A 25719-nucleotide genomic window follows, 5' to 3' on the forward strand; every position below is an offset into this window, starting at 1 on the left:
CTCATCCGACAACGTCAACTCGGCCTTCGGCCGCCCCGTACGTGCCATACCGCAAGCCTACACATCTGAACAGAATTCCTGACTCGGAAGACTAGAGCGGCAGCAGCTGCGGGCGCTTGGCGGTGCGGCCGTCGCCGGAGGAGGTGCCGCGCAGCCGGCGGCCGAGCCAGGGGCCGAGGAAACCGGCCACCCAGGCGGCCTCGGCGGCGACGGCCCCGGCGAACGCGCGGGGCGGGCGGGCCGGCAGCGGCTCCCGCCAGGCACCGCCGCTGCCCGGCAGCTCCAGGGCCTCGGCCAGCGCGGCGGCGATCCGGGCGTGGCCGAGGGGGCTGGCGTGCAGCCGGTCGGCGGTCCACAGCCGCGGGTCGGTGGCGACGGCGGCCCGGCCGGTCTCGGCGACCACCACCCCGTGGCGGGCAGCCGCGGCGCGGATGCGGGTGTTGAGCGCGTGCACGCGCGGGCTCAGCGACCGGGCCAGGGGGGCGATGCGCGCCACGTCGGGGAAGGTCACGGTGGCCACCCGGGCCCCGGCGGCGGTGAGCGCGGCGAACGCCTCCTCCAGCTCCCCGGCCACCTCGGCGGCGTCGAAGCGCGGCCTGAGCAGGTCGTTGACCCCGGCTACGACGGTCGCGAGGTCCGGCCGCAGCTCCAGGGCGGGCCCGAGCTGTTCGGCGCGGACCTGTCCGGCGAGCCGGCCCCGGACCGCGAGGTTGGCGTACCGCAGCCCGGGGGCGGCGGCCGCGAGGTGTCCGGCGAGGCGGTCGGCGAAGCCGCGCAGGCCCACCGTGTCGTCGCCGTCCCCCAGCCCCTCGGTCTGGCTGTCGCCCAGGGCGACGTAACGCAGGTACTCAGCCTTCCGCACGGGTGATCCCCTCCCTCTTGCCCAGTACGTCCGCGGTGCGCAGGCACCAGTCCCGGTGGCCCTCCTCGAAGGCCACCCCGCGCAGGCAGGTCAGATAGCCGCCGATCCGCTCGCCGCGCAGCAGGAACTCCTCCTCGTCCAGCTCGCCCCGCATGTCCCGCAGCAGCCCGCGGAGCATCTCGATCTTGGCCTCGGCGGCGGCCGCCCGTTCCAGGAGCTGCCCGATGACCGGGGCGGTGCCGATGCGGTCGGCGCTCTGCACCTTGACGAGGAGGTCGTCGCGGATCGAGGAGGGCTTGGACGCCGTCCCGGCGAACCGCTCCAGTTCGGCGCGGCCGGTGTCGGTGACCCGGAACAGCCGCTTGTTCGGCCGGGACTCCTGCACCACCTCCCGGCCCGCGACCAGCCCGTCCGCCTCCAGCCTCGCCAGTTCGGCGTAGAGCTGCTGGGGCGAGGCGTGCCAGAAGTTCGCGACGCTGATGTCGAAGGCCTTCGCCAGCTGGTAGCCGCTGTACTCGCCGTCGAGCAGCGCCGCCAGCACCGCGTGCCGCAGAGCCATGGCCACTCCCCCTTCCCTTTCCGTGTCCGCAGCGGCACGATACTCAAAAACATGACTACTCGCATTCTTGAGTAGTCATCGGCATCACCGACAGGAGGAGGGGCCACATGGGGACCGTGGACACGGCGGGGACCGCCGAACGCTTCCGCGCAGCCGTGGAGAAGCGCGATCTGGCCGCGCTGGACGAGCTGTTCACCGACGACATCCGGCTGTACAGCCCGGTGAAGTTCAAGCCGTTCGAGGGCAAGGCCGCCGTCCTCGGCCTCTTCGGCGTGCTGCTGCGCACCTTCGAGGACCTCCGCTACCTCGGCCGGCTGGACGGCGGCGCCGAGACCACCTCCGGCGACGGCGAGGCCCCGACGGTGATCCTGCCCTTCCGCGCGCTGGTGGCGGGCAAGCAGATCCACGGCATCGACCAGCTCCAGTTCGACGAGGCGGGCCGGGTCAAGGAGTTCACGGTGATGGTCCGCCCCCAGTCCGCCGTCCAGGCCCTGGGCCAGGCGGTCCTGACCGGCCTGATCGCCGACGGCCTCGCCCCGGAGGCCTGACGGCCGGGCCGTGCGCGCGCCCGCGGCAAGTACTTGCTAGATTGGCAAGTACTTGCCGGGCAATCGCACCCGCGGCCGCCCGGCCGCCATACGGGGGACCACCATGAACGAGCAGACCGCCGCCGCGGCGGCACTGAAGGGGATCGCACGGATCGAGGCCGACGCCCGGCAGCGGAGCCGACGGCTCACCGGCTGCCTGTGGGCCTTCGCGGGCTGGCAGCTCCTCCTCGTCCCCACCGTGCTGCTGTGGCACGGGCGTACGGGCACGCTCGTCGCCACGGCGGCGAACGCGGTCGTCGTGGTGGCGCTGTCCGCGTTCGCCACCCGGCAGCCCGTCGTGCCCCGGGGCCACGCCCGCCGCTACCTCGGCGCGATCGGCGCGTGGGCCGCCACGTACGTACTGGCCCTCGTGCTGGGCCTCACCGTCTTCGCGGACAGCACCGCCTACGCGGCCGGGGCGGCCCTGCTGTGCGCGCTGCCGCCCGCCGCCGCGGCCTGGCGGGAGGGCCGCGCGGCATGACGACTCCGGCCGACCGGACCCCGCACCCGCGCCACGCGCTCGCCCCGCTGCTCTCCTCGGCGGTGCGGCTGTCGATCGTGGCGGCCCTCGCGCCCGTGGAGAAGGCCGAGTTCGGCTACGTGCGGGACCTCGTGGAGATCACCGACTCCGCGCTGTCGAAGCAGGTCGCGCGCCTGGAGGAGGCCGGCTGGGTCACGGTGGAGAAGGGACGGGTCGGGCGCATGCCGAGGACCTGGCTGCTCCTGACCGGGGAGGGCCTGGCCGGCTACCGGCGGCACGTCGCCGCCCTCGCCGCCATCGCGGGCCCGCCGCGCTGACCGGCGTGTCGCCTCCGGGAGCGTCCCGCGCCGGTACGAGGATGGGCCGGGCGTTTCCGCACCTGACGGACCGCGCCCACGCGGCTACGCACCGCCCCGGGGAGCCGCCCACGAGTACTGTGGAAGGGCTTCCGGGGGCGCACCGGCGGATGGGGTACACCGTGTCGACATCGAGTCACGAAACGTTCGGCGCGCCCTGCTGGGTCAGCCTCATGGCCCGCGACCTCGATGCGTCCAAGGAGTTCTACAGCGCGGTCCTCGGATGGGAGTTCGGCCCCGCCCACCTCGGGGAGGCCTTCGCCGTCGGCTTCGCCTCCGGGGTCCCGGTGGCCGGGATCGGCGCGCTGCCCCCGACGCTCAGCATCCCCGTCACCTGGACCCCGTACTTCGCCGTGGACGACGCCGACGTCACCTCGGCACGCATCCGGGAGCGGAGCGGGACCGTCGCCGTCGGCCCCCTGTCCTTCGGCACCGGCCGGGCCGCGCTCGCCGCCGACCGGGACGGGGCGGTCTTCGGGATCTGGCAGGGCGAGGCCATCCCGGACTGGGGCATGGGCGGCGACGCGGCGCCGGCCTGGCTGGAGCTGCACACCCGGAACGCCTTCGACGCCGCCATCTTCTACGGCGAGGTCCTGGAGTGGGCCTGCGACCACGCCGGCTGCTGCGAGGTGGCCTACGTGGAGGAGGACGACCGCATCCTGCTCCGCCGCGCGGGCCGGACCGTGGCCCGCCTGCACGGCGGGACGCTCGCGGAGGCCCCCGACCCGCACCTCAGGCCCCGCTGGCGCGCCCACTTCCGGGTCCCCGACGTCGACGCCGCGGTGGAGGCCGCCACCGCGCTCGGCGGCACCGCCGTCCCCTCCGCGGACTCCGCCGCCTTCCCCCACGAGCGCACCCTGCGCGACCGCGACGGCGCCGCGTTCAGCATCGTCGGCCCGGCCGCACCGGGCCGCTTCTGAGCCGGCCCGGGCGCCCACCGCTCGCGACGCGCCTCAGCCGGGCCGGTACTCGGCCCAGGTCTTGGGCGTCTCGGAGACCCTCACGGCCGTGAGCTCGGGGATCCGCTCCGTCCAGAGGTCGTGGATCCACACGGCGAGGTTCTCCGCCGAGGGCGAGGTACCCCCCCCCATCGCCTCATTGAGGTGACGGTGGTCGAGGGTCTCGTCCACCCACTTCTTGAACGCGTCGAGGTCCCGGTAGTCCCTCACGAATCCGGCCTCCGTGAGGTCCTCCCGGCGGCCGCGGAGTTCGAGGACCACGACGTAGTTGTGCCCGTGCATGCGGGCGCAGGGGTGCCAGCCCGGCAGCCGGTCGAGAACATGGCTGGCCGAGAAGTGGAACTCCTTGGTGATCGTCAGCATGGCCACCCCCGTCGGCCCGCGAGCGGCGCGACCCCGCCCGGCACGAGTACTGCGCGCATCACCGACCGACCTCGCCGGCGCCGAGAATGGCTCGGTTGAGGGAGACGCCGGACAGGAACCGCTCCCGCACCGCGTCATCGGCGATCAGGTCCGCCTTGCGCAGGACCGCACCCCTGGCACGGTCGAGCAGGCCCCGCGCCTCGTCCTCGAATCCGCGCGCCGAGAGGACGAGCGCCGAGTGGTAGAGGACCTCCTCGGTCCGCAGCGCGGGCATGTCCCCCACCTCGCCCAGGATCCGCAGCGCCTCCCGCGCGTGCTCCTCGGCCCCCTCCACGTCGCCCCGGCGCACCAGGATCCGGCTGCGCAGGGAGTGCGCGGCGATCTCGCTGCGCACCATGCCGCTGCGCCGCGTCTCGACGCACGTGGCGACCGCCAGCCGCTCCGCGGCGTCGAGCTGCTCGCCGTACTCCCCCGCGCCGGCGAGGAGCACCTCCGCGTAGAGGTTGCGCACGATGGGGACCAGATTGGCCAGCCACGTCCGCTCGGTCTCCGCCCAGGCCTCGGCGATCAGCCGGCGGCCCTCCTCCCGGTCGCCCGCACGCCGCGCCACGATGCGGGCGAGGAGCGCGGCGTTGTAGGCGTGCCAGGCGCTGTCACCGCCGCGGTCCGCCTCGAAATCGAGGGCCTCGCGCAGGGCGTCCTCCGCCTTCCCCTGGTCCCCGAGGCCCATGTGCACCTGGGCGAGGTAGTTGAGCGCTATCGGCAGCTCCGCCTTCAACGGCTCGTCGCGCAACCGCGCGACGCACCGGGTCAGCCTCGTCAGCGCCTCGGTGAGGTACCCGCTGTCGAACAGGGTGATCCCGAGCTGCATCTCCCCCAGGTTGCGGGCGTGCTGGAGGACCGGCTCCCCGCCGCCCCCGAGGCGCGGGTCCGAGGCGTACATGCGTTCCGCCTCCCGGAGCTGCGCGAGGCCGTCGGCGAGCCTGCGCTTGGAGACCTGCCGGCCGTATTCGACCCGGGCCACGAAGAGGGGCACCGGATCCCCGTGCTCCTCGGCCAGCTCCACCGCTGCGGCCAGCTTGACCAGTGAGGGGACGAGTCCCTGCGTGGCGAGGAGGGTCTTGCCGCGCAGCAGCGTCGCGCGGATGGCCAGTTCCGGCTCCGCGCACCGCCCCGCCGCCGCCTCCGCCTCGGCCGCCAGGTCGTCGATGTCGGGTCCGCCCGCAGGGCGGCTCTGCCCTCGCCAGCGCACCTCGGTCAGCGAGAGGAGCAGCTCCACGGCCTGCACGAAACGCCGGTCCCGCCCCTCGGTCCCCACCGGCAGGTCCCGGGTGGCCTTGATCACTTCCTCGCAGTGCCGCTCGGCCTCGGCGAAGGACAGTCCCTCCGTGGCCGCGTCCCGCGCGAGCGCGAAGTGCGCGTCGGCCGATGCGGCCAGACAGGCCGGCCCGCCCCGTCTCAGGTGCCGTGCGATCTCCAGCCGCCGCTCCAGGGAGGCGGCCTCCGGCCGGGCCTGGCCGAGCGCCGACGCGATCCGCGCGTGCCGCGACCGCATCTGCTCGGCGCTCTGCTGTGCGTAGACGACGCTCCACAGCGCGCGGTGCTCGAAGCGGTAGCAGTCCGCGGGCTCCCAGCGCGCCCACGCGGGCGGCTCCTCGGCGACGAGCAGGCGGTGGTCCCGCGCGATCAGCCGCAGCCGCTCCATCACGACGTCGTGCGGCACACCCGTGACCGCCGCGACCGTGCCCGACAGGAACACCTCACCCTGGGCCGCCCCGGTGACGAGCAGGGCACGGTCCTGCTCGGTCAGCGTGCGCAGCCGCTCCTCCACCACCCTCGACAGGGTGGACGGCAGGGCCACGTCGGCCCCGTGGTCGGGGCTCCACTCCTCCAGGCAGAGCGTCACGAATATGGCGTGGCCGCCCGTCAGCTCCGCCAGCCGGTGCGAGAGGGCGGGCGGAGCCGCCGGGTGCCGCTGCGCGACGAGTTCGGCGATCGCGTCCTGCGGCAGTCCCCCCATCGTCCTGCGCCGTAGCAGCCCCTCACCGGACCAGCGGTGCAGCAGCGCCTCGATCCTGGACTCCCGGCCGTCCGCGTACGCCCCGTCGCTCGTGTGGCTGAGCACGAGGGCGAGCTGCTCCCGCGGCAGTTTGCGCAGCAGCTGGTCGAGGACGAACTGGCTGCTCTCGTCGATGTGCTGGACGTCGTCGATCACGAGCACGGTCGGCGGGCCCTGCCGGACCACCTCCAGCAGGCCGTCCACGATCCGGAGCGCCGCCGCGTGCCGGAACGGCAGCAGGCTATCGAAGGGCATCGACCCCGAGTCGAGGGAGGCCTCGGTGATCTCCCGTCCCAGGGTGAACACGGCCCCGAGTCCGGGGACGATCGCGGACAGCACCTCGGGGGCCGATCGGACCACCCCCTGCCCGGCGGCGCCTAGCATCCTCCTGAACACGCCGCGCCGCTTGGGTTCCTGGTCCTCCCCGATCTTCAGGAGCAGGTCGAGCACCGGCCCGTACATCAGGTCCGGTCCGATGCCGGGCCGGCACGCGGTGGACACGATCCGGCAACCGGCCCGGCCCGCGGACCCGGCGGCCTCCGCCTCGAACGCCCTCAGCAGAGCCGACTTGCCCATTCCTGAGGCACTGTCGAAGGCGAGGGCCTGGCCGCCCCGTCCCTCCACGAGCGCCGCCAGGACCGAACGCAGTTCCTCCATGTGCTCGACGCGATCGACGAATCCGATCGGCACCCCACGTCCCCCGTCCCATGGATCTGGCAGAGCTTCCCGGCCCGTTTCGGCAGGGCGCCGCCAACGGTAGATCATCCGGGTTCGTCCCGCCCGTGACTCGGCGAGATCGGCTCATCCGGATGGCGCCGGGAAGGCCGGTCAGGCGTTGTTGACCGGGAGGACGTCCGGGGAGAGGGAGCCCGCGTGGGCGGAGGCGGAGGTCATCAGGCGGCGGTGGTGCCGGCGGCACAGGACCTCGTAGCCGATCTCCTCCGCCGGGCGGTTCACGTCGCCGACCACCACCTGCGCGCCCTCGACCACCATCTGCCCGCCCACCGTGCGGGCGTTGTGCGTGGCGCGGGCGCCGCACCAGCACAGGGCCTCGACCTGGAGCTGTTCCAGGCGGTCCGCCAGTTCGATGAGGCGCTGGGAGCCCGGGAACAGCTTCGTGCGGAAGTCCGTGGTGATGCCGAAGGCGAACACGTCCAGGCCCAGGTCGTCCACGGTCCGGGCCAGCTGGTCGATCTGCTCGGGGGCCAGGAACTGCGCCTCGTCGACGATGACGTAGTCCGCCTTGCCGCCCTTGGAGAGCCGGTCGACGAGGTACGCGTACAGGTCCATGCCCTCCCCCGCCTCGACGGCCTCCGTGACCAGACCGAGGCGCGAGGAGATCTTGCCCTCGCCCGCCCGGTCGTCGCGCGTGAAGATCACGCCCTGGAGGCCGCGCGCGGAGCGGTTGTGGTCGATTTGCAGAGCCAGCGTGCTCTTTCCGCAGTCCATCGTTCCGGAGAAGAACACCAGCTCGGGCATGGGAGGTACGGGACCTTTCGGGGCAGGGTGGGAGAGGGGGGTGCGGGAGCGGGACGGTCAGGTGCGGATTTCGAGCAGCGGGACCAGCTGCTCGGCCGCGGTCATGGAGCCGTGCATCCCGGTGAGCGCCGACTCGTTGGGCTCGTTGCGGGAGGCGGTGATCGCGACGTCGGCCTGGGCCGCGGCGATCACGTCGCCGATCCGGCCGAGGACCCGCTCGTCGCACTCCCCCGGCGCCCCGAACCAGCCCAGTGCCAGGGCCTCTTCGCGGCTCGCGACCCAGAAGCGGTCGCCGAGCACCTCGCGCCAGACGGTCAGCACGTCGGCCTCGGCGCCCGGCACCGCGTAGACGTGCCGGGCCCGGCCCTCGCCGCCGAGCAGGGCCACGCCCGCGCCCAGCTCCCAGTCCTCGTCGAAGTCGATCCGGGAGTCCTCGTCGAAGGGCACGTCGACCATGCCGTGGTCGGAGGTGACGTACAGGGCGGTGCGCGGCGGCAGCTGCTCCGCGAGGCGCTGCACGAGCCGGTCGACGTACATGAGCTGGCCGCGCCAGGCGTCGGAGTCCACGCCGTGCCGGTGTCCGGCGCCGTCGAGTTCGCTGAAGTACGTGTACACGAGCGAGCGCTCGCCGGCCGCGAGCTGGATCGCCGCGAGGTCCATCCGGTCCTCGCCGGTCATCCGGCCGTGGAAGGTGCCGCCGCTGAGCGCGATCTGGGTGAGCGGGGTGGTCTGGAAGTTCGGCGCGGACACCTGCGCGGTGTGCACCCCGGCCGCGTCGGCGAGCTGGAACACCGTCGGGTACGGCTGCCAGGGCTTCGGCGAGGTCCACGGGTGCCAGCGGAGCTGGTTCATCAGCTCGCCTGAGGCCGGGTTGCGCACGGCGTAGCCGGGCAGGCCGTGCCGGGCGGGGGGCAGGCCGGTGCCGACGGAGGCCAGGGAGGTGGCGGTGGTCGCCGGGAAGCCCGAGGTGATCGGCAGGCCGGTGCCGCCGCGCGAGCTCGCGAGGAGGGAGGTGAGGAACGGGGCCTCGTCGGGGTGGGCCTTGATCTGCTCCCAGCCCATGCCGTCGACCAGGAACACGCAGTTCCGGTCGGCCGGCGCCAGCTCGGTGATCCCGGCGGCGAGGCCGGGTACGCCCTGGCCGGCCGCGAGGGTCGGCAGCAGGTCGGCGAGGGAGCCGGAGCCGTACTGCGGGACCGGGGCGCCCGCGAGGTCGAGCAGTTCCGGCTCGTCCTGCCAGTTCGACGGTACGGAGGAGGACATCAGCGGGCGGGGCCCGAGGTCGCCGCCGTCGCCTCGCTGAGCGCCTGCGCGAAGAGCAGGGCCTGGCGCACCGTCTCCGGGCCGTCGCCGGCCTCGCTGACGCGCAGGCTGAGGTCGTCGGCGGTGGAGTTGCCGGTGTAGCCGTGGTCGGCGTCGCAGTTCTGGTCGCCGCAGGCGGCGGGCTCCAGGTCGATGCGCGAGACCGCGCCCCAGCCGATGGTCAGGACGACCTCGCGGGGCAGCTGGCCGGGCGTGTACGACTCCGGGTTGGCCACGACGCGGCTGAGCACCACGGAGGAGATGCTGGAGAGCTTGACCGACTCGGTGGAGGTGGTCGCGTACGGGGACGGCGACCCTGCGTCGGCGGCCTGCTCGTCGGTGTGGCTGACGATGAAGCGGTTTCCGGTCAGGACCAGCACGGTGACGTGCCGGCGCACCTCGTTGGAGTCGAAGGTGGTCTCCTGGTGGACCAGGTACGACGAGATCGGCTCGCCGCCCACCGCGGCCTCCACCGCCTCGGCCACGAGGGCCGGGTAGTAGCCGCTGCGCTCGATGGCCGCGCGCAGCCCCTGGGTCGTCGTACCGGATTTCGCCATGAGGTCCATCCTAAGGCCCGTACGGGCTCCCCCTGCCTGTCGTGCGCTCAGTAGCTCGGCAGTGTGCGCGGGCCGAGGTCGGTCCGGGCGGGCGGGTGCGCCACGCGGACGGTGGCGCTGAGCACGGAGAGGCCCCCGGTGGCGACGACGACCGGTTCCAGCGAGACCCCGGTCACTTCCGGGTGGTCGTCCAGCAGCCGGGACAGCCGCAGCAGCAGCTCCTCCAGGGCGGGGGTGTCGACGGGGTCGCTGCCCCGCCAGCCGAAGAGCAGCGGGGCGGCGCGGATGGAGCGGATCAGGGCGGCGGTGTCCCGGTCGGTGGCGGGGACGAGGCCGTGGGCGGTGTCGCCGAGCAGCTCGGAGGGGACGCCGGCGAGGCCGAAGGAGAGGACGGCCCCGGCGGCGGGGTCGACGGTGGCGCGGACCACGGTGTCGACTCCGCGCGGGGCCATCGACTGCACCACGGGCTGCAGCTCGGCCGGCTTCCCGAGGGCCTCGGTGAGCTCCTCGTACGAGCGTCTGAGCTCGGCCTCGTTGGTGAGGTCGAGGCGTACGCCGCCCAGGTCGGCGCGGTGGCGCAGGTGCGGGGCGGTGGTCTTGAGGGCGACGGGGTAGCCCAGGACCCGGGCCGCGCGCACGGCGGCGTCGGGGCCGGGGGCGGGGAGGGTGGGCAGCACCCGGATCCCGTAGCGGGCCAGCAGCCCGCGGGCGTCGGCCTCGTCCAGGGTCAGCGCGGCGCCCTCCTCGACGCCCGTGAGCAGGGCGGCGAGCCGGGCGGCGGCGCCCGCCTCGTCGATGTCCTCGTACTCGGGGACCTGTCCGGTCTCGGCGTTGTCCCGGCGCCACCGGGCGTACCGCACGGCCTCGGCGACGGCCTTCACGGCGCGCTCGGCGGCCGGGTAGGCGGGGATCCGGCCGGCGCCCTCGACGCCGTGGGCGCCGCCGTCGGCGTCGGCGCCGGCGGGCACCTCGGCGGGCGGCGGGGGCGCGGCGGGGGGCGCGTCGCCGGCCGCGGCGGCCAGGGCTTCGACGAGGTCGCCGAGCTCCACGTGGACCACGGCGACGGGCTTGCCCGGGACCTCGGCGACGGCCTCCCGCAGCGCCTGCGCGAGGTCGTCGGCGAGCCGGCGGTCGCTCACGGAGGGGATGGCGGTGACGACGACGGCGTCGCAGTCCTCGGAGGCGAGCGCGGCGCGCAGGGCGGTGCGGAAGTCGGCGGGGCCGGCGGCGGTCGTCAGGTCGAGCGGGGGCAGCGGGCGCAGCCCCTCGGTCAGGCAGGCGTCGTAGGTGAGGACGCCGAGGGACTCGGAGTTGCCGAGGATGGCCACCCGGGGCCCGGCCGGCAGCGGCTGCCCGGCCAGCAGCAGGCCGACGTCGACGAGCTCGGTGACGGTGTCGACGCGGATGACGCCGGCCTGGCGGAGCAGCTCGGAGACGGTGGCCTCGGGGAGCCGGGTGCCGGGGACGACGTGTCCGGCGGGGGTGTGCCGGCCGCCGAGGGCGACGACCACGGGCTTGACGGCGGCGGTGCGGCGGGCGAGGCGGGTGAACTTGCGCGGGTTCCCGAGGGTTTCCAGGTACATCAGGGCGACGTCGGTGGCCTCGTCCTCGTACCAGTACTGGAGGATGTCGTTGCCGGAGACGTCGGCCCGGTTGCCGGCCGAGACGAAGGACGACAGTCCCTCGCCGCGCCGCAGCAGGGCGGACAGCAGGGCGATGCCGATCGCCCCGGACTGGGTGAACAGGCCGATCGGGCCGCGCGCGGAGGCGGGGGCCGGGGCGAGGCAGGCGTTCAGCTCGACCTCCGGGGCGGTGTTGACCACCCCGAAGGCGTTGGGCCCGATGAGCCGCATCCCGTACGAGCGGACCTGCCGCACCAGTTCACGCTGGCGGGCGAGTCCGGCCGGGCCGCTCTCGCCGTATCCGGCGGACAGGACCACCAGCCCCTGCACCCCGTGCTCGCCGCAGGCGGCCACGGCGTCGGGGACCCGGTCGGCGGGGACGGCGATCACGGCGAGGTCGACGGGGCCGCCGATCTCGGCGAGGGAGCGGTAGGCCCGTACGCCTTCGAGGAGGTCGCCCTCCAGGCCGGGGGCGCGGGCCTCGTTGACGGCGTAGAGGTGTCCGCGGAAGCCGCCGTCGCGCAGGTTGCGCAGGGCGGTGGCGCCCACGCCGGCGCCGGAGCGGCTGGCGCCGATCACCGCGACGGAGCCGGGGGCGAGGAGGCGCTGCACGGAGCGGGCCTCGGCGCGCTGTTCGCGGGCGCGCTGGACGGCGAGGGACTCGGCGGTGGGTTCGAGGTCGAGGGTGAGGTGGACGGAGCCGTCCTCGAAGCTGCGCTTCTGCTGGTAGCCGACGTCCGTGAACACCTTGATCATCTTGGTGTTGGCGGGCAGCACCTCGGCCGCGAACCTGCGGATCCCGCGTTCGCGGGCCACGGCGCCGATGTGCTCCAGGAGGGCGGAGGCGACCCCGCGGCCCTGGTGGGCGTCCTGGACGAGGAAGGCGACCTCGGCCTCGTCGGCGGGGGCGGAGGCGGGCCGGCCGTCGGGGCCGATGCGGTCGAAGCGGACCGTGCCGATGAACTCCCCGCCGATGGTCGCGGCGAGGCCGACGCGGTCGACGTAGTCGTGGTGCGTGAAGCGGCGGACGTCGCGGTCCGAGAGGCGGGGGTAGGGCGCGAAGAAACGGTAGTACTTCGACTCGTCCGAGACCTGTTCGTAGAAGCTGACCAGGCGGCCCGCGTCCTCGGTGGTGATGGGGCGGATCCGGGCGGTGCCGCCGTCGCGCAGCACGACGTCCGCTTCCCAGTGGGCCGGGTACGAGGGGTCCGACGCGGTGGTCATGGGGCCACCTTAAGGGGCGGTCCGGCCGGGTGTGCGGGTGCGGTGGGAGGCCCGTTCGGCGAGCGCGCGGCGAATGCGGCACACCGGGGCGAACCAGTGCAAGCTGGGGAGGGTCGAACGGCGGTGGATACGGGCCGAAGGTCGGTCCGAGCATTCCGGACGGCGTGAGAGACTGGTCTAGACAACCCGTAGAACCTGAAGGGCATCACCATGGCAGAGCGCCGCGTCAACGTCGGCTGGGCCGAGGGCCTGCACGCTCGTCCCGCCTCGATCTTCGTCCGGGCGACCACCGCCTCCGGAGTCCCGGTGACCATCGCGAAGGCCGGCGGCGACCCCGTCAACGCCGCGTCGATGCTGGCGGTCCTGGGCCTGGGCGCCCAGGGCGGCGAGGAGATCGTCCTGGCTTCCGACGCCGAGGGTGCGGACGCCGCGCTCGACCGCCTCGCGAAGCTGGTCGCCGAGGGCCTCGAAGAGCTCCCCGAGACCGTCTGAGACCGTCAGACCCTTCGGGTCCGGTAGACCGGAAGCCGCAGTCCCCACCACCCCGGGGGCTGCGGCTTCCGCGTTTTCCCGTTCGGGGAATCCGGGAATTCGGCGCGCCGGGAGGCGGCCGGAACGCGGCGGAATGAAAGCGGACGGGAATTAAACCGCCGCCCGGACGGGCCGGCGGACGGACGGACGGACGGACGGACGGACGGACGGACGGACGGACGAGAATATCCCTCTGTTGTATACGGGAATTGTTAATTCGGAGAGCTCGCCGCGTTTACGGCAGGTTGCGGATTCCTCACCCTGGGCCGGTGCGCCCCCGCCGACCGCTGCGCGTGCAGCGCGGTCAGCGCCCTGGCCCGCTCCGCGTCGCCGCGCGCGACGGCGTCCACGATGGCGGCGTGCTCGGCCCAGCACTCCGCGGGCTGCGCGGGCGCGTCCACCACGTACATCCAGGCGATCTTGTGCCGGGTCTGGGTCAGCAGGGCGATCAGCCCCGGGCTCGCCGAGGCCTGGGCCAGCGTCTCGTGGAACCAGCTCCCCAGGGAGCGCAGGTCCTCCCCCTGGGCCCGGCCGGCCCGTTCCCGGCCCAGCCTGACCAGTCCGCGCAGCACCTTGAGGTGGCCGTCGGTGCGCCGGCGGGCGGCCCGGGAGGCGGCGAGCGGCTCCAGCAGCATCCGCAGCTCCAGCAGGTCGGCGGCCTCCTGCGCGGTCGGCTCGGCGACGCAGGCGCCCGCGTGCCGCCGCGTGGTGACGAAGCCCTCGGACTCCAGGGTCCGCAGCGCCTCGCGGACCGGGACGCGCGAGACCCCGTAGCGGCGGGCGAGCACCTCCTCGGTCAGCCGGCCGCCCGGCCCGAAGAAACCGGAGACGATGTCGTCGCGAATCGCTGTGCACACCGCGTGCGCCGGAATACGCAAGGCCGGACCTCCGCTGGTTTCGGTTCGGTTTACCGTGGCCGTGCTGCGACTCTATTGCACATCGCGGTGAATTCCGAGCGGGGTCGGAAACAGGGCTGGAAACAGGGCTGGAAATACGGAGAAGGCCCCGGCTCTGTGAGCCGGGGCCTTCTTCGGTGAAGCGCGCTGCGTGCGTGCGGGTCAGATGCCCACGCCGTGGTTGCGCAGGTACGTCAGCGGGTTGATGTCCGTGCCGTACGTGGCGCCGGTGCGGGCCTCGAAGTGCAGGTGCGGGCCGCTGGAGTTGCCGGTGGAGCCCGACAGGCCGATCTGCTGGCCCGGGGTAACCGTTTCGCCGGCGGAGACGCTCAGCGAGCTCATGTGGCCGTACTGGGTGTAGGTGCCGTCGTTGTGGCGGATGACGACGTTGTTGCCGTACGCGCCGCCCCAGCCGGCCTCGACGACGGTGCCCGCGCCCACGGCGTGGACGGAGGTGCCGGAGTCGGCGTGGAAGTCGATGCCCGTGTGGCTGCCGGAGGACCACATGCCGCCGCCCGCGCCGTACTGGGTGCTGACGTACGAGCCGTCGATCGGGGAGACGAAGGTGTTGAGGCGCTTGCGGGCCTCTTCCTCGGCGGCCTTCTCGGCTGCCTCGCGCTCGGCCTTCTCCTTGGCCTCGGCGGTGCGCTTGGCCTCGGCGGCCCGCGTCTTCGCCTCGGCCTCGGCCTGCGCCTGCGCGGCGGCGGCCTCGGCGGCGCTCTGCTGGGTGGCGGCCTGGACCTCGATGTCGTCCTGCAGACCGTCGGCGACGACGATCGCGTTCTGACCGGTGTCCTCCATGGACGGTGCGCTGCTGTTGTCCGCCGCGAAGGCCGGAGCGGCCAGGGTGCCGACCACGCCCGTGGTGGCGAGGGCGGCGACGCCGGCGAAGCCGGCGGTCTTGCGGCTCAGACGGCTGGAACCACGGTGCTTACCAGAACCGGCGGCACGACTGCCAAACGCCATGAAGGGGGTGATCCTTTCCTTCCCTCTCGCCTACCGGGTTAGCTGACGGGTTCGGAGCAGGAAGGTCTCCTACGGGCCTCCTCTGGCGAGGGGGTCCGATTCACCCCAGGGACATGTGGGTCCCCGGCTCCCCAGGCTCGCGCCTGACGGGGACTCGGCGATCGCTGTCCGGTGCCGCGGGTGCGGCGGTTACAACTGACGAACAGCACGGCCGACGCTAGGCGGATCATCAGTCAATCGCCAAACAGACGAGCGGTTTTGTTGCGTACGCCACACCGCATACCTGCAACCACGCCACCAAACGGACAAAGGGGGCTCCGGTGGATGTTCCACCGGAGCCCCCTGGAAACGGGCCGGACCACGGCCCGTCTCGGGCCTCGCGCCGCTCAGTTGGAGACGACGGTGACCTCACCGATCCCGAGCGCCAGGACGGGCTCCTCGATCTGCGCGGCGTCGCCCACCAGGATGGTGACCAGACGGTCCACCGGGAAGGCGTTCACCACGGCCGAAGTGGCCTCCGCCGTACCGGTTTCGGCCAGCCGCGCGTACAGCCGCGCCTGGTAGTCGTCCGGCAGCTCCTGCTCGACCTGGTCGGCGAGCGTGCCGGCGACGGAGGCGGCCGTCTCGAACTTCAGCGGGGCCACGCCCACCAGGTTCTGCACCGCCACGTCCCGCTCGGCGTCGGTCAGCCCGCCCTCCGCGAGGGTCCGCAGCACCTTCCACAGGTCCTCCAGCGCCGGACCCGTGTTGGGGGTGTCCACCGAACCGCTGATGGCGAGCATCGAGGCGCCCTTGCCGTCCGCGGTGGAGCGCAGCACCTGCCCGAAGGCGCGCACGCCGTAGGTGTAGCCCTTCTCCTCGCGCAGCACCTTGTCCAGGCGCGAGGTGAGGGTGCCGCCGAGGCAGTAGGTGCCGAGCACCTGCGGGGCCCAGACGATGTCGTGCCGGTCCGGCCCGATCCGGCCGATCAGCAGCTGCGTCTGGACCGCGCCCGGCCGGTCCACGATGACCACGCGGCCCGTGTCGTCGGCCGTCACCGGCTGCACGGGACGGGCCGGGGCGGTGTCGCCCGTCCAGGCGCCCAGGGTGTCCGCCAGCAGCGCGTCCAGGTCGATGCCGGTCAGGTCGCCGACGACCACCGCGGTGGCGGTGGAGGGGCGTACGTGGGCCTCGTAGAAGGCGCGCACGGCCCCGGAGTCGATCCGCGCGACCGTCTCCTCGGTGCCCTGGCGCGGGCGGGACATGCGCAGCGAGGCCGGGAACAGCTCCTTGGAGAGCTCCTTGGCGGCGCGGCGCTGCGGGCTGGCCAGCTCGTGCGGGATCTCGTCGAGCCGGTTGCGCACCAGGCGGTCGACCTCGCCGTCGGCGAAGGCGGGCGCCCTCAGGGCCTCGGCGAGCAGGGCGAGCGCCTTCGGCAGCCGGGAGGCCGGGACCTCCAGGGAGACCCGCAGGCCGGGGTGGTCGGCGTGGGCGTCGAGGGTGGCGCCGCAGCGCTCCAGCTCGGCGGCGAACTCCTCGGCGGAGTGCTTGTCGGTGCCCTCCGACAGGGCGCGGGCCATGATGGTGGCCACCCCGTCGAGGCCCTCGGGCTCGGCGTCCAGCGGGGCGGCGAGGTTGACCTCGACCGCCACCACCTGCTGGCCGGGGCGGTGGCAGCGCAGCAGGGTCAGGCCGTTGGGGAGCGTGGAGCGCTCCGGGGCCGGGAAGGCCCACGGCTTCGCCTCGCCGGCCTGCGGCCGCGGGTGGAAGGTCATCGTGACGGCTGCGGTGTCGCTCACTGCTCCGCCCCCTCGTTCTCGTCGTGCTGCTCGGTCTCGTGGGCCCCGGCGCCGCCCAGCGGCTCGTAGACCAGCACCGCGCGGTTGTCGGGGCGCAGCCTGGCCGCGGCCACGGCCTGCACCTCCTCGGCGGTGACGTCCAGCACCCGCTGGACGGCGGTCAGGGCGAGCTGGGGGTCGCCGAACAGCACCGCGAAGCGGCACAGTTCGTCGGCGCGGCCGGCCACGGTGCCCAGCCGGTCCAGCCATTCGCGCTCCAGCTGCGCCTGGGCGCGCTCCATCTCCTCGGCCGTCGGGCCCTCGGCGGCGAACCGCGCGAGCTCCTCGTCGACGGCCGCCTCGATGGCGGGCACCTCGACGCCGCTGGAGGTCTTGACGTCCAGCCAGCCCAGCGAGGGCGCGCCGGCCAGGCGCAGCATGCCGAACCCGGCCGCCACGGCCGTCTGGTCACGGCGCACCAGGCGGTTGTGCAGGCGGGAGGACTCGCCGCCGCCCAGCACGGTCAGCGCCACGTCGGCGGCGTCGCACTCGCGGGTGCCGTCGTGCGGCAGGCGGTAGGCGGCCATCAGCGCACGCGCCGGGACCTCCTCGACGATCTCCTCGCGGAGCTGCCCGCCCATGACCTCCGGGAGGGAGCCGTCGCGCGGCGGCTGCTTGCCGTCGTGCGCCGGGATGGTGCCGAAGTACTTCTCGACCCAGGCGAGGGTGCGCTCCGGGTCGATGTCGCCCACGACCGACAGCACGGCGTTGTTGGGCGCGTAGTACGTACGGAAGAAGTTGCGCGCGTCCTCCAGGGACGCGGCGTCCAGGTCGGCCATCGAGCCGATCGGGGTGTGGTGGTACGGGTGGCCCTCCGGGTAGGCGAGGGCGGTCAGCTTCTCGAACGCGGTGCCGTACGGGACGTTGTCGTACCGCTGGCGGCGCTCGTTCTTGACGACGTCGCGCTGGTTCTCCATGGACTCGTCGTCCAGGGCGGCCAGCAGCGAGCCCATGCGGTCCGCCTCCAGCCACAGGGCGAGCTCCAGCTGGTGGGCCGGCATCGTCTCGAAGTAGTTGGTGCGCTCGAAGCTGGTGGTGCCGTTCAGCGAGCCGCCGGCGCCCTGGACGAGCTCGAAGTGCCCGTTGCCCGGTACGCTCGCCGAACCCTGGAACATCAGGTGCTCGAAGAGGTGAGCCAGACCGGTCCGCCCCTTGACTTCGTGGCGCGAGCCGACGTCGTACCAGAGGCAGACGGCGGCGACCGGAGTGAGGTGGTCCTCGGACAGCACCACGCGCAGGCCGTTGGCCAGCCGGTGCTCGGTCGCTGTCAGGCCGCCGGAGCCGGCCTGAGCTGTGGCCGTGTGACCCATGGGCATGTGGTCCCTTCGATCGCGATGCAGAGATTTCTGTCAGACCTGCCACTGTATGCAAGCGCACCGACGGCCGGATAAGTTCCCGGGTCACTCCCCGCGACTCCGTACGGGGGACCCCCGGGGTCGGAGTCCGCGTTGTCGGTGCCTCGGGCCACAATGGTCCGCGTCAACCCCGCCAGATCCCCCCAGTACACCCCGAACCTTGGTTAAGGAGCCGCGCAGCGATGGCCCGCCGCAGCACGAAGACCCCGCCGCCGGAGGATTTCGAGGAGAAGATCCTCGACATCGACGTCGTCGACGAAATGCAGGGCTCCTTCCTCGAGTACGCGTACTCGGTGATCTACTCCCGCGCCCTGCCCGACGCCCGCGACGGCCTGAAGCCGGTGCACCGGCGCATCGTCTACCAGATGAACGAGATGGGCCTGCGGCCCGACCGGGGGTACGTCAAGTGCGCCCGCGTCGTCGGCGAGGTCATGGGCAAGCTGCACCCGCACGGCGACCAGTCGATCTACGACGCCCTCGTGCGCATGGCCCAGCCCTTCTCGATGCGGCTCCCGCTGGTCGACGGCCACGGCAACTTCGGCTCGCTCGGCAACGACGACCCGCCGGCCGCGATGCGCTACACCGAGTGCAAGATGGCCGACGCGACGTCGCTGATGACGGAGTCGATCGACGAGGACACCGTCGACTTCGCCGCGAACTACGACGGCCAGGAGCGCGAGCCCGTCGCCCTGCCGGCGGCCTACCCGAACCTCCTCGTCAACGGCGCCTCCGGCATCGCGGTCGGCATGGCCACCAACATGCCCCCGCACAACCTGGGCGAGGTCATCGCGGCCGCCCGCCACCTGATCCGGTACCCGGAGGCGGACCTGGAGGCGCTGATGCGCTTCGTGCCGGGTCCGGACCTGCCGACCGGCGGCCGGATCGTCGGCCTGTCCGGGATCAAGGACGCCTACGAGAGCGGCCGCGGCACCTTCAAGATCCGCGCGACCGTGGCCGTGGAGGACGTGACCGCGCGCCGCAAGGGCCTCGTCGTCACCGAACTCCCCTTCACGGTGGGCCCCGAGAAGGTCATCTCGAAGATCAAGGACCTCGTCGGCTCGAAGAGGCTCCAGGGCATCGCCGACGTCAAGGACCTCACGGACCGCTCGCACGGCCTGCGCCTGGTCATCGAGATCAAGAACGGCTTCCACCCGGAGGCCGTCCTGGAGCAGCTGTACAAGCTGACGCCGATGGAGGAGTCCTTCGGCATCAACAACGTCGCGCTGGTCGACGGGCAGCCGCTGACGATGGGCCTCAAGGAGCTGCTGGAGGTCTACCTCGACCACCGCTTCGAGGTCGTGCGCCGGCGCAGCGAGTTCCGCCGGGGCAAGCGCCGCGACCGGCTGCACCTGGTCGAGGGCCTGCTCGTGGCCCTGCTCGACATCGACGAGGTCATCCGGATCATCCGCGACAGCGACAACTCCGCGCAGGCCAAGGAGCGCCTGATGGAGCGCTTCTCGCTGAGCGAGGTCCAGACCCAGTACATCCTGGACACCCCGCTGCGCCGCCTCACCCGCTTCGACCGGATCGAGCTGGAGTCCGAGCGCGACCGGCTGACCGGCGAGATCGACGAGCTGACCGGGATCCTGGAGTCGGACTCGGCGCTGCGCAAGCTGGTCTCCGCGGAACTGGCGTCGGTGGCGAAGAAGTTCGGCACCGAGCGGCGCACCGTGCTGCTGGAGTCGGCGGGCACCTCGGTGGCGGCCGTCCCGCTGGAGGTCGCCGACGACCCGTGCCGGGTGCTGCTGTCCTCCACGGGCCTGCTGGCGCGCACCGCGAACGCCGACCCGCTCCCCGTCGAGGAGGGCGGCGCCCGCGCGAGGCACGACCTGGTCGTCTCGCAGGTCGCGGCGACCGCCCGGGCGGACGTCGGTGCCGTCACCTCGTACGGCCGTCTGCTGCGGCTCGCGGTGATCGACCTGCCGCAGCTGCCGGACACGGCCGCCGCGCCGAACCTGGCGGGCGGCGCCCCGGTCTCGGAGTTCCTCTCCGGACTGGAGGCCGACGAGACGGTGGTCTGCCTGCTCTCCCTGGACGAGTCCTCGCAGGGCCTGGCCCTGGGCACGGAGCAGGGCGTGGTCAAGCGGGTCGTGCCCGACTACCCGGCGAACAAGGACGAGCTGGAGGTCATCACCCTCAAGGAGGGCGACCGGATCGTCGGCGCGGTCGAGCTGCGGACGGGCGAGGAGGACCTGGTCTTCATCACCGACGACGCCCAGCTGCTGCGCTACCCGGCGGGCCAGGTACGCCCCCAGGGCCGCCCGGCGGGCGGTATGGCGGGCATCAAGCTCTCCGAGAACGCCAAGGTGATCCACTTCTCGGCGGTGGACCCGGCCCGGGACGCCCTGGTGTTCACGGTGGCGGGCTCCCAGGGCACGCTGGACGACTCGGTGCGCTCCGGCAAGCTGACGCCGTTCGACCAGTACCCGCGCAAGGGCCGGGCCACCGGCGGCGTGCGCTGCCAGCGGTTCCTGAAGGGCGAGGACGTGCTGACGCTGGCCTGGGCGGGCAACGCCCCGGTCCGCGCCGCCGCGAAGAACGGCTCCCCGGCCGAGCTGCCGGTCCCGGACCCGCGGCGCGACGGTTCGGGTGCCGCGCTGCCGGCCACCGTCGACTCGCTGGCGGGCGCCGCGCTGTAGCTGCGGGGGCGGGCGGGGCGGGTGGACCGGGTGGACGGATGCGTTCCCCGGACCACCCGCCCCGCCCGCCGACTACTGTTTTCCCGGTACACGCGGGTGGGGGGAGAGCAGAGCTGATGAGTCGTCGGTCCAGCGGGATGATCGGCGTCTGGGCCGAGGCCCAGCGACAGCAGCAGCAGACGCAGCTGATCCAGATGCGCGAGGCGGAGCGCCGGGAGCGGGCGTACCAGCGCGAGGCCGCCCGGGACCGGCGCGAGCAGCAGGCCGCGTACAAGCAGCACCGCGAGGCCGAGGCGCGGCGCCGTACCGAGCAGCTCGACGCACAGGTGGCGGCCCTGCAGGGGCTGCTGGCCTCGGGCTGCCGGGCGCCCGCGTTCCGGATGGCCGGCCTGGTGCGGTCCGAGCAGATCCAGCCCTTCGACCCCGGCGGCCTCGGGCATCCGGTGCCCATGCCGCAGCTGGCCCAGTTCCACCGGAACGGCGGCGGCTGGGCCGTCGGCTCGCGCGGCCGGGCGGAGCGGGAGGCCCACGACCGGTACACCCGGGCCTGGCAGACCGCGCACGCCGCCGAGCAGGAGCGCCTGCGGCAGCTGGCGGCGTACCGGCAGCAGTACGACCGGTGGGCGGCGGAGCAGCTCGCCGGCATCCGCCGGCACAACAGCGGCCTGACCGATCTGGCCGGCTCCCTGCGCGCCGGGGAGCCCGACGCGGTGGTGGAGTACTTCTCGGCGGCCCTGTACGCCTCCACGGCCTGGCCCGGGGAGCTGCCCCGGCAGGTGGCGGCGGCGTACGACCCCGCGGCGCGCCAGCTCGTACTGGACTGGGAGCTGCCCCGGTACGAGGTGGTGCCGGAGGTGAAGGCCGTGCGGTACATGCCGAGCACGGACCAGGACAGGGAGACGGCGCGGCCGGCCACGCAGCGCCGGGCGCTGTACCGGGACCTGCTCGCCCAGTGCCTGCTGCTGGTGCTGCGCGAGCTGTACGCGGCGGACGAGTTCGGCGCCCTGGACTCGGTGGTCGTCAACGGGTTCGTGGACGACCACGATCCGGTGACGGGCCGTGAGGCGCAGCTGGTGCTGGCGACCGTGCAGGCGGCGCGCGGCGCCTTCTCCGGGCTGCGGCTGGAGCAGGTGAGCGCGGTGGACTGCCTGGTCGATGGGCTGCGGGGGCAGTTGTCGGCGCGCCCGGACCAGCTGACGGCCGTCCGGGCGGGCCGTCGGCCGGGCGAGGTCGGCGGGGACGTCGTCAGCCACGGCGGGCACGTCGCGGACGGCGAGGACGAGCCCGACCTCTTCCAGATGGACCCGATCGCCTTCGAGAACCTGGTCGCGGAGCTCTTCCGGGCGATGGGCATGGAGGCGGTGACCACGCAGCGGTCGGGTGACGGCGGCGTGGACGTCGAGGCAGTGGACCCGGCGCCGATCCGGGGCGGGCGGATCGTGGTGCAGGTCAAGCGCTACCGCAACACCGTGCCGCCGACGGCGGTACGGGACCTGTACGGCACGGTCCAGGACAAGGGGGCGAACAAGGGGGTGCTGGTCACCACCGCGTCCTTCGGGCCCGGGTCGTACACCTTTGCCAACGGCAAGCCGCTGGAGTTGGTTCCCGGGGCCGAGCTGGTGGAGCTGCTGCACCGGTACGGGCTGCGGGGGCGGCTGGGCGGCGGTCCCGTGCCGGCCCAGCGGACCTCCGGGGCAGCGGCGGCCGCGGCGGCCCGCCCGGCTCCGGGCCCGGCGGGCGGTCCGGCCGGGACGCCGACCCTGGTCGACCTGCCTCCCGTTCCCGACGACCGCAACGTGCTGGGCATGACCTGGTCGGGCGCGGTCGCACTGGACGTGTGCGCACTGGTCTGCGAGGGCGGCCGGGTGCTGAGCGAGGACCACTTCGTCTTCTTCAACAACCCGAGCACCCCGGACGGTTCGGTGCGCTCGCGCCCGCACTCCGCCCCGGACAAGGCGGCCGTCGAGGTCGGCTTCGACGACCTCCCGCAGCATGCCGACCGTCTGGTGCTGGTCGCCGCGGTGGACCCCGAGGTGAACCCGGACGCCGATCTGGCGGGGTTCACCGACGCCCGGATCCGGCTGCTGGACGCGTCGGGCGCGGAGATCGACCAGTTGGAGGTCTCCGACGGCCGGGCGGGCGAGACGGCCCTGGTGCTGGGCTCCTTCCGCCGCCGCCCGGGCGGCGACTGGAGGTTCGTCGTCGGCGGCAAGGGCTACCGGGGCGGCCTGGAGGCGCTGCTGGGCGACTTCGGCGTCGAGGTGGCCTAGGCGGCGCCCCCGTCGCGGTCGAGTTCGGCGTCGAGGGCGAGGGCCGCGATGATGAGGGCCAGGTGCGTGAAGGCCTGGGGGAAGTTTCCGAGCTGCTCGCCGGTGAGGCCGATCTCCTCGGCGAAGAGCCCGACGTGGTTGGCGTAGGTGAGCATCTTGTCGAAGGCGTAGCGGGCCTGGTGCCGCCTGCCCGCCTTGGCGAGGGCGTACACGTACAGGAAGGTGCACAGCGAGAAGGTGCCCTCGGAGCCCCGGAGGCCGTCCGGGGAGGCCGCCGGGTCGTAGCGGTGGACGAGGCTGTCGGAGACGAGTTCGGCGGCCATGGCGTCGAGGGTGGAGAGCCAGCGCGGGTCCTTGGGGGTGATGAAGCCGACCAGGGGCATGAGCAGCAGCGAGGCGTCCAGGACGGTGTTGTCGTACTGCTGGACGAACGCCTGCCGTTCCGTGCTCCAGCCGCGGGTCATGACCTGCTCCAGGATCGAGTCCCGCGCGGCCCTCCAGCGGGTCAGGTCGGCGGGGCGGGAGGTGGCCGTGGCCTGGCGGATGCCGCGGTCGAGGGCGACCCAGCACATGAGCCGGCTGTAGGTGAAGTCCTTGCGGCCGCCCCTGGTCTCCCAGATGCCCTCGTCGGGGCGGTCCCAGTGCTCGCACAGCCAGTCCAGCAGGGCGGCGCAGCGCTGCCAGTCGTCGTAGCCCACCAGGTCTTCGGCCGGGCCGCTGGGGGACAGTCCGTGGACCGCCTCCCCGTAGATGTCCATCTGCAGCTGGTCCGCCGCGCCGTTGCCCGCGCGCACGGGTGCGGAGCCCCGCCAGCCCTCCAGGTGGCCGAGGACCTCCTCGCTCAGGTACGGGTCCCCGTCGACCCGGTACATGATCTGCAGGGGTTCGCCGCCCGGTGCTCCGCCGTCCCTCAGCCGCTGCATGAGCCAGGCCCGGAAGGCGTGCGACTCCTCGGTGAAGCCGAGGTCGCGCATGGCGCGCAGCGCGAGGGAGGCGTCCCGGATCCAGGTGTAGCGGTAGTCCCAGTTGCGCTCGCCCCCCTCCTGCTCGGGCAGGCCCATGGTGGCGGCGGCGATCGGCGCCCCGGTGGGTGCGTACGTCATCAGCTTGAGGGTGATCGCGGAGCGGTTGACCATCTGCTGCCAGCGGCCGCGGTAGGTGCAGCGTCCGATCCAGCCGTGCCAGAACTCGCGCACGGCGTCGAACTCCGCCGCCATGTCATCCGGTCCCACGGGGGGTGGGGCCCCGCTGTCCGCGTCGCAGACCGTCAGCAGGACGGCCGCCCGTTCGCCCTGGGACAGGACCACGGTCGCCCGCACGTCCGTCCCGTCGGCCTCCAGGGCCACGGGACCCAGGGCCTGCAGGTACGCGGTGATGCCCGGTCCGTCGAAGCGGGCGGTGGCGCCGTCGCACGCGAGGCGGTGGGGCGCCCGGCCGTAGTCGAAGCGCGGCCGGCACTCCAGGTCGAAGCGCACGGTCCCGCGTACCACCCGCATGACGCGCACCACCTGGTGCCGGTCGGTGGCGGTGTGCGGCGCGTGGACGGGCATGAAGTCGATGACCTCGGCGACGCCCTCGGGGGTGAGGGAGCGGGTGATGAGGACCGCGGTGTCGGCCATGTAGAGCTGGCGGGTGACGGCTCCGGTGCTGTCCGGCGGTCCGCCGCGTGGTCGGCGGGCGGCGTCGGTCGTGATGGCGAAGTAGCCGCCGCGGTCGTGGTCGAGCAGGCTCGCGAAGACGCTGGGTGAGTCGAAGCGTGGTGAGCAGAACCAGTTGAGCACTCCCTCGGACGAGACGAGGGCACAGGTCTGCAGGTCCCCGATCAGACCGTGTTCGGCGATCGGCGGGTAGGGGCGCATCGGCCCTCCACGAGGGTTCTGGGCACGGCCCGGCCGGAGGGCGTCGCCCCGACGGGCCGACGGGCCGGAGACCGTGTCATACGGGGGCCGGGGCGAACGGGTACATCGCGTCGGCTCCGGGCTGGACGACGCCGTACGTGCTCTCCGGTACCTCGTGCCACGCACCGGGCAGATCGCCGAGGGGTTCGGACACGACCATCCGGGTCTCGTCGGAGACCTCCTGCAGGAACGCGACGTCGGGGTGCAGCCTGCGCAGTGCGTCGACCCGGCTGCTGTAGAACAGCGACCGGGACGCGTGCGCGCTGGAGTAGCGGAAGGCCCAGACGCTCTCGCCGTCGGTGATGGCCAGCGTCATCTGGAGCGGGAACTCCACTCCGTGGTCGCGTCCGGCGCGTTCCACCGTGCCCGCCATCCGGGCCACGGCGGCCGGCGGGTCCTGCTCCAGGCCGAAGGTGAGGGCCAGGTAGAACATCACCTCCGAGTCGGTCGTCCCTTCGATGTCGGCGTACAGCGCGGGGTCGACGAGCAGGGTGAGGTCGCGGCGCATCAGGTGGAAGCCGGAGATCGCGCCGTTGTGCATGAACATCCAGCGGCCGTGCCGGAACGGGTGGCAGTTGGACTGCTGCACCGCGGTGCCCGTCGACGCGCGGATGTGGGCGAAGAACAGCGGGGCGCGGACGTGGTCGGCCATCTCCCGCAGGTTGCGGTTGTTCCAGGCCGGACCGACGTCTCTGAGGAGCGCCGGAGTGGGGTCGTCCGGCGAGTACCAGCCGACACCGAACCCGTCGCCGTTCGTGGTCTCCACGCCGAGCTTGGAGTGCAGGCTCTGGTCGATCAGGGAATGGGCGGGTTTGTAGAGGATGGTGTCGAGCAGCATGGGTGTCCCCGAATAGGCGAGCCATCGGCACATGTGCGATCACCTGGGTCCTTGCGGCACGCCAGGAGGGAACCGCGCTTCCCGGCCTGCTCGGGTGAC

The 25719-nt window shown here is 73.4% G+C and carries 21 protein-coding genes and 1 riboswitch; of the genes, 7 read left to right on the top strand and 14 right to left on the bottom strand.

The genetic code is table 11. The annotated features are described in order from the left end of the window. Positions 1 to 91: 91 nt before the first annotated feature. Positions 92 to 862, bottom strand: a complete 771-nt coding sequence (locus tag ACQKM2_RS26635) for an SGNH/GDSL hydrolase family protein (RefSeq protein ID WP_427714087.1) — start codon at positions 860 to 862, stop codon at positions 92 to 94. Further along, the gene (locus ACQKM2_RS26640) at positions 849 to 1421 is read right to left on the bottom strand and encodes a PadR family transcriptional regulator (protein ID WP_427714090.1); all 573 of its coding nucleotides are present in this window, start codon (positions 1419 to 1421) and stop codon (positions 849 to 851) included. Before ACQKM2_RS26640 ends, ACQKM2_RS26635 begins: the two co-directional genes overlap by 14 nt. Before the next feature lie 107 nt (positions 1422 to 1528). On the opposite strand from ACQKM2_RS26640, the gene ACQKM2_RS26645 reads away from it, so the two are divergent. From ACQKM2_RS26645 to ACQKM2_RS26660, 4 genes are all read left to right on the top strand, one after another. Continuing rightward, positions 1529 to 1969 carry a nuclear transport factor 2 family protein gene (locus ACQKM2_RS26645; protein ID WP_427714093.1) on the top strand — a complete coding sequence of 147 codons (441 nt, stop codon included), beginning with the start codon at positions 1529 to 1531 and terminating at the stop codon, positions 1967 to 1969. Between the two features lie 103 nt (positions 1970 to 2072). After that, complete coding sequence (locus tag ACQKM2_RS26650) at positions 2073 to 2489, top strand: hypothetical protein (protein WP_427714095.1); 417 nt, start codon at positions 2073 to 2075, stop codon at positions 2487 to 2489. Continuing rightward, a complete protein-coding gene (locus ACQKM2_RS26655) occupies positions 2486 to 2806 on the top strand; it encodes a winged helix-turn-helix domain-containing protein (protein ID WP_427714097.1) in 321 nt (106 codons plus the stop codon). Before ACQKM2_RS26650 ends, ACQKM2_RS26655 begins: the two co-directional genes overlap by 4 nt. A 149-nt stretch (positions 2807 to 2955) precedes the next feature. Then, positions 2956 to 3765 (top strand): VOC family protein, encoded by an 810-nt coding sequence (locus tag ACQKM2_RS26660; RefSeq protein WP_427714099.1) that lies wholly within the window; start codon positions 2956 to 2958, stop codon positions 3763 to 3765. 33 nt (positions 3766 to 3798) lie between these two features. Here the strand turns inward: ACQKM2_RS26660 and ACQKM2_RS26665 are convergent, their stop codons facing one another. The 6 genes from ACQKM2_RS26665 to ACQKM2_RS26690 form a co-directional block, all read right to left on the bottom strand. Then, positions 3799 to 4167 (bottom strand): 6-pyruvoyl trahydropterin synthase family protein, encoded by a 369-nt coding sequence (locus ACQKM2_RS26665; RefSeq protein ID WP_385765952.1) that lies wholly within the window; start codon positions 4165 to 4167, stop codon positions 3799 to 3801. A gap of 58 nt (positions 4168 to 4225) precedes the next feature. After that, positions 4226 to 6916, bottom strand: a complete 2691-nt coding sequence (locus ACQKM2_RS26670) for an AAA family ATPase (RefSeq protein WP_427714102.1) — start codon at positions 6914 to 6916, stop codon at positions 4226 to 4228. 138 nt (positions 6917 to 7054) lie between these two features. Further along, positions 7055 to 7705 (bottom strand): thymidine kinase, encoded by a 651-nt coding sequence (locus ACQKM2_RS26675; RefSeq protein ID WP_427714104.1) that lies wholly within the window; start codon positions 7703 to 7705, stop codon positions 7055 to 7057. 57 nt (positions 7706 to 7762) lie between these two features. Next, the gene (locus ACQKM2_RS26680; RefSeq protein WP_427714106.1) at positions 7763 to 8968 is read right to left on the bottom strand and encodes an alkaline phosphatase family protein; all 1206 of its coding nucleotides are present in this window, start codon (positions 8966 to 8968) and stop codon (positions 7763 to 7765) included. Beyond that, positions 8968 to 9564, bottom strand: coding sequence for a DUF5998 family protein (locus ACQKM2_RS26685; protein ID WP_185911182.1), 597 nt, complete (start codon positions 9562 to 9564; stop codon positions 8968 to 8970). Before ACQKM2_RS26685 ends, ACQKM2_RS26680 begins: the two co-directional genes overlap by 1 nt. Positions 9565 to 9611: 47 nt before the next feature. Further along, complete coding sequence (locus tag ACQKM2_RS26690) at positions 9612 to 12410, bottom strand: GNAT family N-acetyltransferase (RefSeq protein WP_427714109.1); 2799 nt, start codon at positions 12408 to 12410, stop codon at positions 9612 to 9614. Between the two features lie 210 nt (positions 12411 to 12620). Here ACQKM2_RS26690 and ACQKM2_RS26695 point away from each other — a divergent pair, with 210 nt between their 5' ends. Next, positions 12621 to 12902, top strand: coding sequence for an HPr family phosphocarrier protein (locus ACQKM2_RS26695; protein ID WP_007267025.1), 282 nt, complete (start codon positions 12621 to 12623; stop codon positions 12900 to 12902). Positions 12903 to 13153: 251 nt separating this feature from the next. Here the strand turns inward: ACQKM2_RS26695 and ACQKM2_RS26700 are convergent, their stop codons facing one another. The 4 genes from ACQKM2_RS26700 to ACQKM2_RS26715 all read right to left on the bottom strand — a co-directional run bounded on the left by ACQKM2_RS26700 (position 13154) and on the right by ACQKM2_RS26715 (position 17930). Further along, the gene (locus ACQKM2_RS26700) at positions 13154 to 13819 is read right to left on the bottom strand and encodes a GntR family transcriptional regulator (RefSeq protein WP_427714112.1); all 666 of its coding nucleotides are present in this window, start codon (positions 13817 to 13819) and stop codon (positions 13154 to 13156) included. 180 nt (positions 13820 to 13999) lie between these two features. Next, positions 14000 to 14803, bottom strand: coding sequence for a M23 family metallopeptidase (locus ACQKM2_RS26705; RefSeq protein ID WP_427714115.1), 804 nt, complete (start codon positions 14801 to 14803; stop codon positions 14000 to 14002). Between the two features lie 12 nt (positions 14804 to 14815). After that, positions 14816 to 14973: riboswitch (cyclic di-AMP (ydaO/yuaA leader) on the bottom strand. 216 nt (positions 14974 to 15189) lie between these two features. Beyond that, complete coding sequence (locus ACQKM2_RS26710; RefSeq protein WP_427714247.1) at positions 15190 to 16557, bottom strand: M16 family metallopeptidase; 1368 nt, start codon at positions 16555 to 16557, stop codon at positions 15190 to 15192. A 20-nt stretch (positions 16558 to 16577) separates the two neighbouring features. After that, entirely contained in the window at positions 16578 to 17930 is a 1353-nt protein-coding gene (locus tag ACQKM2_RS26715; RefSeq protein ID WP_427714117.1) for a M16 family metallopeptidase, read from the bottom strand. Between the two features lie 227 nt (positions 17931 to 18157). On the opposite strand from ACQKM2_RS26715, the gene ACQKM2_RS26720 reads away from it, so the two are divergent. Both ACQKM2_RS26720 and ACQKM2_RS26725 read left to right on the top strand, forming a co-directional pair. After that, positions 18158 to 20614, top strand: coding sequence for a DNA gyrase/topoisomerase IV subunit A (locus ACQKM2_RS26720; RefSeq protein ID WP_427714119.1), 2457 nt, complete (start codon positions 18158 to 18160; stop codon positions 20612 to 20614). 116 nt (positions 20615 to 20730) lie between these two features. After that, positions 20731 to 22884: a restriction endonuclease gene (locus ACQKM2_RS26725; protein ID WP_427714122.1), complete on the top strand. Its 2154-nt coding sequence runs from the start codon at positions 20731 to 20733 to the stop codon at positions 22882 to 22884. Here ACQKM2_RS26725 and ACQKM2_RS26730 read toward each other — a convergent pair. After that, entirely contained in the window at positions 22881 to 24743 is a 1863-nt protein-coding gene (locus ACQKM2_RS26730; RefSeq protein ID WP_427714124.1) for a glycoside hydrolase family 15 protein, read from the bottom strand. The two genes, ACQKM2_RS26725 and ACQKM2_RS26730, sit on opposite strands and share 4 nt — an antisense overlap. A 76-nt stretch (positions 24744 to 24819) precedes the next feature. Beyond that, positions 24820 to 25653, bottom strand: a complete 834-nt coding sequence (locus ACQKM2_RS26735) for a class II glutamine amidotransferase (protein ID WP_427714127.1) — start codon at positions 25651 to 25653, stop codon at positions 24820 to 24822. Positions 25654 to 25719: the final 66 nt, after the last annotated feature.

The organism is Streptomyces sp. NPDC004126 (assembly GCF_050275515.1).
GTDB lineage: Bacteria > Actinomycetota > Actinomycetes > Streptomycetales > Streptomycetaceae > Streptomyces.

Excerpts from the sequence above, each read along its gene's own strand:
- ACQKM2_RS26705 (WP_427714115.1), bottom strand. The coding sequence starts at position 14,803 with ATGGCGTTTGGCAGTCGTGCCGCCGGTTCTGGTAAGCACCGTGGTTCC.
- ACQKM2_RS26665 (WP_385765952.1), bottom strand. The coding sequence starts at position 4,167 with ATGCTGACGATCACCAAGGAGTTCCACTTCTCGGCCAGCCATGTTCTC.
- ACQKM2_RS26695 (WP_007267025.1), top strand. The coding sequence starts at position 12,621 with ATGGCAGAGCGCCGCGTCAACGTCGGCTGGGCCGAGGGCCTGCACGCT.
- ACQKM2_RS26690 (WP_427714109.1), bottom strand. The coding sequence starts at position 12,410 with ATGACCACCGCGTCGGACCCCTCGTACCCGGCCCACTGGGAAGCGGAC.
- ACQKM2_RS26710 (WP_427714247.1), bottom strand. The coding sequence starts at position 16,557 with ATGACCTTCCACCCGCGGCCGCAGGCCGGCGAGGCGAAGCCGTGGGCC.
- ACQKM2_RS26650 (WP_427714095.1), top strand. The coding sequence starts at position 2,073 with ATGAACGAGCAGACCGCCGCCGCGGCGGCACTGAAGGGGATCGCACGG.
- ACQKM2_RS26735 (WP_427714127.1), bottom strand. The coding sequence starts at position 25,653 with ATGTGCCGATGGCTCGCCTATTCGGGGACACCCATGCTGCTCGACACC.
- ACQKM2_RS26680 (WP_427714106.1), bottom strand. The coding sequence starts at position 8,968 with ATGTCCTCCTCCGTACCGTCGAACTGGCAGGACGAGCCGGAACTGCTC.
- ACQKM2_RS26685 (WP_185911182.1), bottom strand. The coding sequence starts at position 9,564 with ATGGCGAAATCCGGTACGACGACCCAGGGGCTGCGCGCGGCCATCGAG.
- ACQKM2_RS26655 (WP_427714097.1), top strand. The coding sequence starts at position 2,486 with ATGACGACTCCGGCCGACCGGACCCCGCACCCGCGCCACGCGCTCGCC.
- ACQKM2_RS26720 (WP_427714119.1), top strand. The coding sequence starts at position 18,158 with ATGGCCCGCCGCAGCACGAAGACCCCGCCGCCGGAGGATTTCGAGGAG.
- ACQKM2_RS26725 (WP_427714122.1), top strand. The coding sequence starts at position 20,731 with ATGAGTCGTCGGTCCAGCGGGATGATCGGCGTCTGGGCCGAGGCCCAG.
- ACQKM2_RS26645 (WP_427714093.1), top strand. The coding sequence starts at position 1,529 with ATGGGGACCGTGGACACGGCGGGGACCGCCGAACGCTTCCGCGCAGCC.
- ACQKM2_RS26660 (WP_427714099.1), top strand. The coding sequence starts at position 2,956 with ATGGGGTACACCGTGTCGACATCGAGTCACGAAACGTTCGGCGCGCCC.
- ACQKM2_RS26675 (WP_427714104.1), bottom strand. The coding sequence starts at position 7,705 with ATGCCCGAGCTGGTGTTCTTCTCCGGAACGATGGACTGCGGAAAGAGC.
- ACQKM2_RS26730 (WP_427714124.1), bottom strand. The coding sequence starts at position 24,743 with ATGCGCCCCTACCCGCCGATCGCCGAACACGGTCTGATCGGGGACCTG.
- ACQKM2_RS26640 (WP_427714090.1), bottom strand. The coding sequence starts at position 1,421 with ATGGCTCTGCGGCACGCGGTGCTGGCGGCGCTGCTCGACGGCGAGTAC.
- ACQKM2_RS26715 (WP_427714117.1), bottom strand. The coding sequence starts at position 17,930 with ATGGGTCACACGGCCACAGCTCAGGCCGGCTCCGGCGGCCTGACAGCG.